This is a genomic window from Aureimonas sp. AU12 (assembly GCF_001463705.1).
GTDB lineage: Bacteria > Pseudomonadota > Alphaproteobacteria > Rhizobiales > Rhizobiaceae > Aureimonas.
This window is the reverse complement of record NZ_BBWH01000031.1, coordinates 64,024-76,073: the sequence shown is the minus strand read 5'-3', so window position 1 is coordinate 76,073 and position 12,050 is coordinate 64,024. Positions and strand designations below refer to the sequence as shown.

Genomic DNA, 12,050 nt, shown 5'->3' with positions numbered 1-12,050 from the left:
TCAAAGCGGGGGACGAGCTTTTGACCGAAGGCGACGCTTCGTGCGCCGTTGTCGAATAAATGCGCTTCCCCTCATTTGGGTTCAAGCGGCTGCCATCACATGATCGTGATATCAGAGGTTAAACCTTTGTAATGCAGATCCGACCCGGCATCTGCCGCTTCCGAACTCGGGCTGGTTCGTGGCCGGCACCCGTCTTACGGATTGACAGGGCGCTGGCGAAATCCGCCCGGGTCAGTCTGAGCGGCGGTCCGCGCCTCCGCCGCCCTGCGGCTCGCACCGGCGCCTTGCCCCATCGCGGGCTCCGATGCGATCGCATGGACTCGCACGCGCCTGCGCGATACGACCGGCCCATGCAAAAGGGCGACCATCTCTTCCTCGTCGACGGCTCGGCTTATATTTTCCGGGCCTATCATGCGCTGCCGCCGCTGACGCGCAAGTCCGACGGGCTGCCGATCGGCGCCGTGTCGGGCTTCTGCAACATGCTGTGGAAGCTGGTGGAGGAGTCGCGCGACACCTCGGTCGGCGTCGCGCCGACCCATTTCGCCGTCATCTTCGACCATTCCTCGACGACCTTCCGCAACGCCCTCTACGACCAGTACAAGGCCAACCGGCAGGCACCGCCCGAAGACCTCGTGCCGCAATTTGCCGTCATCCGCGAGGCGGTGCGCGCGTTCGATCTGCCTTGCGTGGAGAAGCAGGGCTTCGAGGCCGACGACCTGATCGCCACCTACACCCGCCTCGCGCTCGAAGCGGGCGGCGACGTCACCATCGTGTCCTCCGACAAGGACCTGATGCAGCTCGTCGGTCCCTGCGTCACGCTCTACGACCAGATGAAGGACAAGCGGCTGGGGCCGCAGGAGGTGTTCGAGAAGTTCGGCGTCTACCCCGAGAAGATGATCGACCTGCAGGCGCTCGTCGGCGACAGCTCCGACAATGTGCCGGGCGTTCCGGGCATCGGACCCAAGACCGCCGCCGATCTCCTCGACACCTACGGCACGCTCGAGAATCTGCTGGAGAATGCCGGCGAGATCAAACAGGCCAAGCGCCGCGAGAGCATCCTCGCCAACGCCGATCAGGCGCGCCTGTCGAAGCGGCTGGTGACGCTCGACCAGCACACGCCGCTCGACGTGCCGCTGGAAGATCTCTTCATCCACGAACCCGACGGCGAGAAGCTTGTCGGCTTCCTCAAGGCGATGGAGTTCACCTCGCTGACGCGCCGCGTCACCGCCAAGCTCGGCACCGACGCCTCGCTTGTCGAGGCCGCGACGGTCGACGTCACCGCCCCGGCGCGCGGCCCCGACCTCGATCCCGGCGGCACGCCGGGGGCGGAGAAGACCGGCTCGCATCTGTCGATGACCCCGGCCGCGCACGCTGCCGAAAGGCTGCAGGCGGCCTCCTCGACGCCGGTCGATCGCAGCGTCTACGAGACGGTGCGCGACGAGGCCCGGCTGGTGCACTGGATCGAGCGGGCCCGCGAGACCGGCGTCGTCGCCTTCGATGTCGAGACCACCGCGCTCGACGCCTTCAGCGCCGATCTCGTCGGCCTGTCGCTGGCGGTGGCGCCGGGCGAGGCCGCCTACGTGCCGATCGCCCATGTCGGCGAGGGCGGGGGCGATCTCCTGTCGGACGAGGCGGCCAAGGCCGGCGTCGGCGAGCAGATCCCGCTCGGGCGCGTTCTCGACCTTCTCGGACCTCTGCTCGAGGACCCCGCGATCCTCAAGGTCGCGCAGAACGCCAAGTACGACTATCTTGTGATGCGCCGCCACGGCATCGAGACCGCGCCGCTCGACGACACGATGCTGATCTCCTACGTGCTCGACGCCTCGTCGTCGCTGGAGGGGCACGGCATGGACGAACTGTCTGAGCGCTTCCTCGGCCACAAGCCGATTTCCTTCAAGGAGCTCTGCGGCACCGGCAAGAACGCCAAGCCGATCGCCGCCGTCCCGATCGAGCGGGTGAGCGAATACGCCGCCGAGGACGCCGACGTGACACTACGGCTCTGGCGGGTCCTGAAGCCGCGCCTCGCCGCCGAGGGTCTGTCCCACGTCTACGAGCGGCTGGAGCGCCCGCTCGTGCCGGTGCTGGCGCGCATGGAGGAGCGGGGCATCCGCACCGACCGGCAGATTTTGTCGCGCCTGTCGGGCCGCTTCGCCCAGAAGGCCGCCAGCCTCGAGGCCGACATCCACGTCATGGCCGGCGAACCCTTCAATGTCGGCAGCCCCAAGCAGCTCGGCGAGATCCTGTTCGGCAAGCTGGGCCTGCCCGGGGGAAAGAAGACCAAGACCGGGCAATGGGCCACCGACGCGCGGCTTCTGGAAGACCTCGCGACTGATGGCCACGATCTGCCGCGCCGCATCGTCGACTGGCGCCAGCTGACCAAGCTCAAGGGCACCTATACCGACGCGCTGCCGACCTACATGGATGCCGACGAGCGCATCCACACCTCCTATTCGATGGCTTCCACCACGACGGGGCGGCTCTCCTCGTCCGAGCCCAATCTCCAGAACATTCCCGTGCGCACCGAGGAAGGCCGCGCCATCCGCACCGCTTTCGTCGCGCCCGCCGGCCACAAGCTGCTCTCGGCCGACTACAGCCAGATCGAGCTGCGACTGCTCGCCCACATGGCCGAGATCCCGCAGCTGACGGAGGCCTTCCGGCAGGGCATCGACATCCATGCGATGACGGCATCCGAGATGTTCGGGGTTCCCGTCGAGGGCATGCCCTCGGATGTGCGCCGGCGCGCCAAGGCGATCAATTTCGGCATCGTCTACGGCATTTCGGCCTTCGGCCTCGCCGCGCAGCTCTCGATCCCGCGCGAGGAGGCGGGCGCCTACATCAAGCGCTATTTTGAGCGCTTCCCCGGCATCCGCGACTACATGGACCGGGTGAAGCTGTTCTGCCGCCATGCCGGTTATGTCGAGACGCTGTTCGGACGGCGGGCGCACTATCCTGATATCGGCTCCTCCAACCCGCAGGTGCGCGCCGCCGTCGAGCGCGCCGCGATCAACGCCCCGATCCAGGGTTCGGCCGCCGACGTCATTCGTCGCGCCATGGTGCGGATGGAGGCGGCGCTTGCGGCCGAGCGCCTGTCGGCCCGCATGCTGCTGCAGGTGCACGACGAACTCGTCTTCGAGGTGCCGGACGACGAGGTCGAGGCGACGATCCCCGTGGTGAAGCGGGTGATGGAGCGGGCCGCCGAGCCCGTGGTGGAACTTGCCGTTCCCCTTGTCGTTGATGCGCGGGCGGCGCAGAATTGGGACGAAGCTCACTGACATCCGGCTCTTGCGATGCGAACGAACCGCGCGACAAAATCGCGCGGCAGGATGCGTGTCGCATGGGGATGGGGCCAACATGGTATGCGCTCGGACGTGACGCGCCGGGGTGCGCCCACCGGACACGTGAAGCTGAAGGACCGCGACCATCGCGGCGCAAGGGGACGGCATGGGTCATCAGGATGTCGAGACGACCGCCGGCGTCGGCATGCCCGACGGCATGACCGCCGCGGCGCTCGCGAAGGTGCCGCTCGCCCTCGTGCTGACCAACCCGCATCTCGACGACAATCCGATCGTCTACGCCAATCAGGCCTTCGCGCGGATGAGCGGCTATGCCGTGGAGGCCACGATCGGGCGCAATTGCCGCTTCCTGCAGGGGCCGGAGACCGACGAGGCGACCGTCCGCCGGATCGGCGAGGCGCTGCGGGCCGAGGAGGACGTGACGGTCGACCTCGTGAACTACCGCGCGGACGGCACGAAGTTTCTCAACCGGCTGATGATCACGCCGCTCTATGACGCGCAGGAGAAGCTGCAATGCTTCCTCGGCGTGCAGCGCGAACTCGGCGGCGAACTGGCCGAGAGCGGCGCGGGTGCGAACGGCGAGGCGCCGGATGCGGCGCTCGGCGAGATCCAGCACCGGGTGAAGAACCATCTGGCGATGATCATCGGCATGATCCGCATGCAGTCGCGCGCCAACACCAGCGCCGACGCCTTCAATGCGCTGGCCCGGCGCATCGAGAGCCTGCAGCTCCTCTACCAGGAGATGACGGAAGCCGGCGTCGGCTCGGCGCGCTCGCAGCAGATCCCGCTCGGCGCCTATATCAGCCGCATCGCCTCCACCATCGGCTATCTCGATGGCCGCCGCTCTGTGCGCGTCAACGTCGATTGCGACGCGATTGAGGTCAGCGTCGAGCGGGCCGCGCGCGTCGGGCTCCTCTTCTCCGAACTTCTCACCAACGCCCTCAAGCACGCGTTCGAGGGGCGCGAGGAGGGGCTCGTCGAGGCGCGGCTGAAGATGCTGTCCTCGGGCGTCATCCGGATGACCGTGACCGACGACGGCGTCGGCCTGCCCGCCGGCGCGGCCTGGCCCTATGGCGTGCGCGAGGCCGGGTCCGACCAGAGCGTCGGCGAGGCCGTGCAGCTTCCCGCCGAGGGCAACGTCGCCCGCCAGCTTGCGGACGCGATGACCACCGCACCGGACTGCGAGGCGCGGACGCAGGCGGGCGAGGGGGCGGTGGACGGGCCCCGCTTGCCCCCAAGTCAGCGGGGCGGCCTCGGCGGTCGCATCGTCACCTCGCTCGTGCGCGGTCTCGACGCGCGCATCGATCTGAATTCCGATACGGTCGGCACCACCGTGACCGTCGATATCCCGAAGGACGAATGACCGCTCCCAGCCTTCTCCCCCTCGAGGCGGCCGACCGCCTCATCGTCGGCCTCGACGTGTCCTCGCGCAGCCAAGCCGAGGCGCTCGTCTCGCAGCTCGGCGACACCGTCCGCTTCTACAAGGTCGGCTACCAGCTCGGCTTTGCCGGCGGTCTCGACTTCGTCGGCGAGCTCGTGCGCATGGGCAAGCAGGTCTTTCTCGACCTCAAGCTCCACGACATCGGCAACACCGTGGAAAAGGGCGTCGAGAGCATTGCCAAGCTCGGCGTCGCGATGACCACGGTGCATGCCACCCCGCAGGTGATGCGCGCCGCCGCCAAGGGCGCCGAGGGCTCCGGCCTCACCGTGCTCGCCGTCACCGTCCTGACCTCGCTGGGCGAGGACGACCTGCGCGCGATGGGCCATGCGGAAAGCGCCGCCGAACTCGTCGAGCGGCGCACGCATCAGGCGGTGGAGGCCGGCATCGGCGGGATCGTCGCCTCGGCGGCGGAAGCCCATCGCATTCGCGCCATCGTCGGTCCGGGTCTCTCGATCGTCACCCCCGGCATTCGCCCGGCCGGCGCCGCGCTCGGCGACCAGACCCGCGTGATGACGCCGCGCGCCGCGCTCGAGGCCGGCGCCAGCCACCTCGTGGTGGCGCGGCCCGTCATCGAGGCGGCCGATCCGCTGGCGGCGGCCCGCGCCATCCTCGCCGAGATGGAAGCGGCCCACCCGGCGCCTATCTTGTCCTGATCACACGCACAGGAGACGTCGGATGCCGAAGGCCTACTGGATCGCCCATGTCGATGTCAGCGACCCCGAGCGCTACAAGGACTACGTCTCGACCGCCGCACCCGCGATGGAGCGTTATGGCGCCAGGTTCCTCGCCCGCGGCGGCCCGTTCCGCGATCTCGAAGGCAAGTCCCGCGCCCGCAACGTGGTGATCGAGTTCCCTTCGATGGAAGCCGCGCTCGCCTGCTATCAGTCCGAGGAGTACCGGGCGGGCATGGCGATCCGGCAGGAGGTGTCGGAGGCCGATCTCCTCATCGTCGAGGGCGTCGAGACCGCGTGAGCGGCCGCAAGGCGTTCAAGGGCATGGCGCCGCAAGGCTACCGCATCCGCATGATGGAGCCCGGCGAGGCCGAGGCGTTGCAGCGCATCGATGCGGCGGCCGGGCGTCTGCTCGTCGAGGCCGGGCATATCGCCAGCGCCGACCCGGTGCCGCTCGATCGCTTCGTGCCGTTTCTCCTGCGCCACGAGATCTTCGTCGCAGAGGAAAAGGGCGGCGGACCGGTGGGCTTCGCCGCCGCCGCCGACCTCGCCTCGATTGCGGGCGCGGGCGGCGAGGACGGCGAGGGGGCCGGCTGCTACTGGCTGTCGGAACTCTCGGTCGATCCTGCACACGGGCGCCGCGGTGTCGGTTCGGCGCTTCTGGCCGCGGTGGAGCGACGAGCCGGCTGGTTTTTTCACCGCGCCGTGGGACTTTCGACGGCGCGCGGCGTTGCCTTCAACGAACTGTTCTACGCCAAGCGCGGATTCTTAAGCGTTTCGCCCGACGATCTCACACCAGCCCTGCACCAGCGCTTCATGGCGGAATTGCCGGAGGGCGTGAGCCCCGACCGGCGGTGCGTCATGATCCGCTGGCTCTAGGGCCCATCCTGCGAACATCGGTTCGCCGGATGGGCCCTAGGTCTTTGTTGTGTCCGCCGTGTCCGACGACGAAGCGTGTCCGCTTCGTGTGCCAATGCCCGAGACCCTTTCCGAACGAAGCGCCCGCTTCGCCCGGCATCCGACGACCCGAACCCCGCGCGACTGGGACCCCCATCTTGCGGCGCAGGCGAAATCTGCCATCTTGCGCTGCGGTATGCCGAGTTCGAACGTCCCGCCAATCAAGACGTGGGAGTGCATGTTGTACGCATTTTACGAATGGAATCATGCGGTTATGGCACCGCTTCGCGCCGTGGCCGATGCGACGCGCGCGCTCTACCAGAACCCGCTGAACCCGCTCTCGCATACCGATATGGGTCGCACCGTCGCCGCGATGGCCGAGGTCTTCGAGCGTTCGACCCGCGTCTACGCCAAGCCGGAATGGGGCCTGCACGACACGTTCGTCGACGGCATGCGCGTTCCCGTCATCGACAAGGTGGTCTGGGAGAAGCCCTTCGGCCGGCTCCTGCATTTCGAGCGGGAGCTGCCCGCCGGACGGCGCGCCGACCCGCGCTTCCTCATCGTCGCGCCGATGTCGGGCCACTACGCGACGCTGCTGCGCGGCACCGTCGAGGCGCTGCTGCCTTACGGCGACGTCCACATCACCGACTGGCAGGATGCGCGCATGGTGCCGGTCGCGGCCGGGCGCTTCGACCTCGACGACTATGTCGACTACGTCATCGAGATGCTGCGCTTCCTTGGTCCCGACACGCATGTGATCGGCGTCTGCCAGCCGGCGGTGCCGGTCATGATGGCGGTGGCGCGGATGGAGGAGGACGAGGATCCCTGCTCGCCGGCCACGATGACGCTGATGGGCGGGCCGATCGACACGCGGATCAACCCGACCGGCGTCAACCGGCTGGCCGAGGAAAAGGGCATCGACTGGTTCCGCCAGAACGTCATCATGAAGGTGCCGTTCCCGCAGCCCGGCTTCATGCGCGACGTCTATCCCGGCTTCCTGCAGCTCACCGGCTTCATGTCGATGAACCTCGACCGGCACCTCATCGCCCACAAGGACTTCTTCGTCCATCTGGTGAAGGACGACGGCGACTCCGCCGAGAAGCATCGCACCTTCTACGACGAGTACAACGCGGTGATGGATCTCACCGCCGAGTTCTACCTGCAGACGGTGGACGAGGTCTTCATCAAGCACTCGCTGCCCAAGGGCGAGATCACCCATCGTGGCCACCGCCTCGACATGGGCAAGATCCGGCGCACCGCGCTCCTCACCGTCGAGGGCGAGAACGACGACATTTCCGGCGTCGGCCAGACGCAGGCCGCGCAGACGCTCTGCACCGCGCTGCCCGACGACATGCGCGTCCACTACATGCAGCCCAAGGTCGGCCATTACGGCGTCTTCAACGGCTCGCGCTTCCGCGCCGAGATCGCGCCGCGCATCGTCGACTTCGCGCTGACGCATGGCGGCAAGCGCGACGCGGCGCAGGCGCCGCTCGTGCCGGTGCCGGATCTCTCGGCCGAGACCCACGACGCCACGCTCCAGCCGCCCGAGGCGCTGGACGCTGCACCGACGCAGCCGACCGTCTTCGTCGCCCCGAGCGAGCCCCAGGTGGCGGCGGAGGTCCCGTCGGAACCCACGCCCGAAGCGTTCATCGTCGAAGTCGAAGCTAAAACGCCTGTTCCTGAAGACCCGGAAGCCGAAACGCCTGTTCCTGACGAGGCAATCGAGACCCACGAGCCTGCCGAGGTCATGGACGCATCGGTGTCCTTCGAGCCCGCCGACGCCGCGCTGGAAGCCGATACCGCCCTGGTGCCGCCGGTGCTGGAGCCGCATGCGGACGGCGCGATCCCGATCACGCTGGCCGATCTCCAGACGGCGCTGGCGGACGGCGCCGAGCCGGTGCCCTCGATCCTGCCGGAAGGTTTCCTAGGAGCCGCTGCGACGTCTGCCCCCACGATCAAGGGCAGCCCGAAGCTGGTGAAGGCGGCGACGCGCCCGCGCCGCAAGCGCTGACGCCGGACGGCTTCATCCATCATCGTGATCGCGCGGTCTCCTCGTCGCGCGATCATGAAACGCATCCCTCCGTTGAACGCTCCGTTCGTCGATCCCATCTCGAATCACGGGATCCTTGCCCGCTTCCCATGGGCTTCGATTGACGGAACCACGACACATGACGTCGCAAGCTTTGATTCGCCCCGCCTGGACGCCCGCCACCATCGCGCTGATGGTGCTCGGCTTCATGGCCTATTGGCCGCTCGGCCTCGCCGTTCTCGCCTACATCCTCTGGGGCGACCGCCTCGAAATCTTCCGCCGCGACGTGAACCGCACCACCGACCGGGTGATGGCGGGCTTCCGTCGCTCGGGCGCGCGCACGCCCTTCGCCACCGAGCGGACCGGCAACGTCGCCTTCGACGACTGGCGCGACGCCGAGCTGAAGCGCCTCGACGAGGAGCGTCGCCGCCTGAACGAGGCGAGCGCCGAGTTCGAGTCCTACGCCCGCGAACTGCGCCGCGCCAAGGACCAGGAAGAGTTCGACCGCTTCATGTCGGACCGCTCGCGCAACCGCCGCGGCAACGACGTCGTCGACGCCGAGATGGTGAACGCCCACTGATCGCCCGCCGCAGCGGGCTTCTCGACCTGACACGCAAGAGCCGTCGACCCCTGGGTCGGCGGTTCTTTGCATGTCGGGCGGGCGGGGGAGCCGGCTCCCGAGCATCCGGTGAAGACGGCGCCCGGCTTTGGCGCTAGAAGCGGAGGGACCCTGTCGTGGTCCGGCGCATGAGCGTCTCGAGACCGACATCATCATCGACCTCGCATCGACCCGCTGCCGCCAACCCTCGTTGTTTCCTGCGAACCCGTGAAGCCTCTCCTGCCGACGCTCCTTCGCCGTCTCGTCTCGCCGCGCACGCCTGCGGCCCGCTTTCCCGACACGATCGATCTCGGCGGGCGCAGCCTGCCCGTGATCGTGCGCCCGCACGCCACCGCCAAGCGCATCGTCATGCGGCTGGCGCCCGGCGGCGCGGCGGTGCGGCTGACCGTGCCGGCCCGTGTCTCGCCCAAACTCGTCGCCGCGTTCCTCGATCGCCATGTCGGCTGGGTGAACGAGCGCCTCGCCGCAGCCGCACCGCTCGACACCGTCGCGCCGGGCCTCGACCTGCCGTTTCGCGGCGGGACGCTGCGCCTCGAACACGACCCCAAACGCCGCGGCGCGCTGTGGGAGGCGAGGGGGCCGGGCCTCGCGCAGCTGACGGTCGGCGGCGAGCCCGCGCATTTCGCCCGCCGGGTGCGCGATGCGCTGAAGCGCGAGGCGCGCGCCGATCTGGAGCGCGCCGTCGCCCGGCATGCCGCCACGCTGGGGCTCAGCCCCCGTGCTATGGTGCTGAAGGACACGGTGAGCCGCTGGGGCTCGTGCACGCAGGACCGGCGGCTCGCCTTTTCCTGGCGCATCGTGATGGCGCCGCCCTTCGCGCTCGACTATCTCGCAGCGCACGAGGTGGCGCATCTCAAGGAGATGAACCACGGCGACCGCTTCTGGACGCTCTGCCGCGACCTCTGCCCCGACATGGACCGCGGCCGGGCCTGGCTGAAGAGCGAGGGATCCAGCCTGCACCGGTTTCGCTTCGACTGACGAGCGCGACCGGCCCGCGACCAACGGCCCTTCCGGCACTTTCGGCTTGTCCCCGCCGCATTCCGGGGCGATAAGGTCGGCTCTTCACGACATAACGAAACGACGACGGACTGAGCGCGTGATACGACCGCATATCAAGATCTGCGGACTGAAGAGCGAAGCGTTGATCGACGCGGTGCTCAGCCGTGGCTGCACGGAAATCGGCCTCGTGCACTTCCAGCCGAGCCCGCGCCACCTGTCGATCGAGGACATGATCCGTCTGCGCGCCCATGTCGGCGGGCGCGCCGCGGTGACGGTGGTGACCGTCGATCCCTCCGACGAGCTGGTGGCGCGCATCGCCGCGCGGGTGCGGCCGGACACGCTGCAACTTCATGGGTCTGAATCCGTGGCGCGCGTCGCCGAGATCGCGGCCTCCAGCGGCCTGTCGATCATGAAGGCGATCTCGGTCGCGACGGCAGCCGATCTCGACGCGGTCGCGTCCTTCCGCGCGGTTGCCGATCGCATTCTTCTCGACGCCAAGCGTCCGAAGGGTTCGGTTCTGCCGGGCGGCAACGGCGTTGCCTTCGACTGGACGATGCTGGATGCACTCGGCGAGGACCGCGACTTCGTGCTGTCGGGCGGCATCAATCCCGACAACATCGCCGACGCCGTGCGGCGCATCCGCCCGCGCGGGCTCGATGTCTCCTCCGGGGTCGAGAGCGCGCCCGGCGTGAAGGATGCTGGGCTGGTGCACCGTCTGTTCGACGCGGTCGATGCGGCCCTCACCCTGGAACAAACCGGCGCGGAACGCGCTCCCGTCCCGACGGCTGACGACGGCCGGCCCGATCACCCCTTGCAGGAACGGCAATCCGCATGAACGAGATTCCGACCCCCAACTCCTTCCGCATGGGCCCCGACGACGACGGCCGCTTCGGCCAGTTCGGCGGGCGGTTCGTCGCCGAGACGCTCATGCCGATCATTCTCGACCTCGAGGCGGCCTACAAGGCGGCCAAGACCGACGAGGCTTTCCAGGCCGAGCTCGCAGACCTGCAGGTTCACTACACCGGCCGCCCGAGCCCGCTCTACTTCGCCGAGCGGCTGACCGAGCATTTCGGCGGCGCCAAGGTCTGGTTCAAGCGCGAGGAGCTGAACCATACCGGCTCGCACAAGATCAACAACTGCCTGGGCCAGATCCTGCTCGCCCGCCGCATGGGCAAGACACGCATCATCGCCGAGACCGGCGCCGGCCAGCACGGCGTCGCCACCGCCACGGTCTGCGCCCGCTTCGGCCTGCCCTGCGTCGTCTTCATGGGCGCCACCGACGTCGAGCGCCAGAAGCCCAACGTCGTTCGCATGAAGATGCTCGGCGCCGAGGTTCGCGCCGTGACGTCGGGCGCGGGCACGCTGAAGGACGCGATGAACGAGGCGCTGCGCGACTGGGTCACCAATGTCGCCGACACCTACTATCTCATCGGCACCGCCGCCGGCCCGCATCCCTATCCCGCCATGGTCCGCGACTTCCAGCAGATCATCGGCGACGAGACGCGCGCCCAGATGCTCGATCAGACCGGCGCGCTGCCCGATGCCGTGGTCGCGTGCGTGGGCGGCGGCTCCAACGCCATCGGCATGTTCCGTGCCTTCCTCGACGATCCCACGGTCGCCATCTACGGCGCCGAGGCCGGCGGTCATGGCATCGATGTCGAGAACGGCCATGCCGCCTCGATGAGCGGCGGGCGCCCCGGCGTCCTCCACGGCAACCGCACCTACCTCCTGCAGGACGCCGACGGTCAGATCCTCGAAGGCCACTCGATCTCGGCCGGCCTCGACTATCCCGGCGTCGGCCCAGAGCATGCCTGGCTGCGCGACACCGGCCGCGTCTGCTACGTGCCGGTGACCGACAAGGAGGCGGTGGAGGCCTTCCACCTCTGCACTCGTCTCGAGGGCATCATCCCCGCGTTGGAATCGGCCCATGGCCTGGCCCATGTCGCCAAGATCGCGCCGACGATGGGCCGCGACCAGTCCGTCGTCCTCTGCCTTTCGGGGCGCGGCGACAAGGACGTCAACACCATCGCCGCGATGATGGGCATGGACATCTGAGGCACCGGCGGCGCGACGCTTGAGTCGCGCCGGCCCGCCCTGTATC

At 68.6% G+C, this 12,050-nt stretch carries 9 protein-coding genes and 1 pseudogene; all 10 read left to right on the top strand.

Annotation, left to right across the window (positions count from 1 at the left end; translation table 11 throughout):
• Positions 1 to 350 precede the first annotated feature (350 nt).
• Positions 351 to 3,272, top strand: a complete 2,922-nt coding sequence (polA, locus tag AUL33_RS13310; RefSeq protein WP_062208779.1) for a DNA polymerase I — start codon at positions 351 to 353, stop codon at positions 3,270 to 3,272.
• Between the two features lie 169 nt (positions 3,273 to 3,441).
• Positions 3,442 to 4,656, top strand: a complete 1,215-nt coding sequence (locus tag AUL33_RS13305; RefSeq protein WP_062208777.1) for a PAS domain-containing protein — start codon at positions 3,442 to 3,444, stop codon at positions 4,654 to 4,656.
• Positions 4,653 to 5,387, top strand: coding sequence for an orotidine-5'-phosphate decarboxylase (gene pyrF / locus AUL33_RS13300; RefSeq protein ID WP_062208774.1), 735 nt, complete (start codon positions 4,653 to 4,655; stop codon positions 5,385 to 5,387). The genes AUL33_RS13305 and pyrF overlap by 4 nt, the downstream gene beginning before the upstream one ends.
• A gap of 22 nt (positions 5,388 to 5,409) precedes the next feature.
• The gene (locus AUL33_RS13295) at positions 5,410 to 5,706 is read left to right on the top strand and encodes a DUF1330 domain-containing protein (RefSeq protein ID WP_062208771.1); all 297 of its coding nucleotides are present in this window, start codon (positions 5,410 to 5,412) and stop codon (positions 5,704 to 5,706) included.
• Complete coding sequence (locus AUL33_RS13290) at positions 5,703 to 6,284, top strand: GNAT family N-acetyltransferase (RefSeq protein WP_062208768.1); 582 nt, start codon at positions 5,703 to 5,705, stop codon at positions 6,282 to 6,284. The genes AUL33_RS13295 and AUL33_RS13290 overlap by 4 nt, the downstream gene beginning before the upstream one ends.
• A 256-nt stretch (positions 6,285 to 6,540) precedes the next feature.
• A pseudogene (locus tag AUL33_RS13285) lies at positions 6,541 to 7,761 on the top strand (polyhydroxyalkanoate depolymerase); the annotation flags it as partial.
• Positions 7,762 to 8,470: 709 nt separating this feature from the next.
• Positions 8,471 to 8,911, top strand: a complete 441-nt coding sequence (locus AUL33_RS13280) for a DUF2852 domain-containing protein (RefSeq protein ID WP_062208764.1) — start codon at positions 8,471 to 8,473, stop codon at positions 8,909 to 8,911.
• A 246-nt stretch (positions 8,912 to 9,157) separates the two neighbouring features.
• Entirely contained in the window at positions 9,158 to 9,928 is a 771-nt protein-coding gene (locus tag AUL33_RS13275; protein ID WP_244492213.1) for a M48 family metallopeptidase, read from the top strand.
• Between the two features lie 118 nt (positions 9,929 to 10,046).
• Positions 10,047 to 10,784, top strand: coding sequence for a phosphoribosylanthranilate isomerase (locus AUL33_RS13270; RefSeq protein WP_082652576.1), 738 nt, complete (start codon positions 10,047 to 10,049; stop codon positions 10,782 to 10,784).
• Positions 10,781 to 12,004 carry a tryptophan synthase subunit beta gene (gene trpB / locus AUL33_RS13265; protein ID WP_062208762.1) on the top strand — a complete coding sequence of 408 codons (1,224 nt, stop codon included), beginning with the start codon at positions 10,781 to 10,783 and terminating at the stop codon, positions 12,002 to 12,004. The genes AUL33_RS13270 and trpB overlap by 4 nt, the downstream gene beginning before the upstream one ends.
• Positions 12,005 to 12,050: the final 46 nt, after the last annotated feature.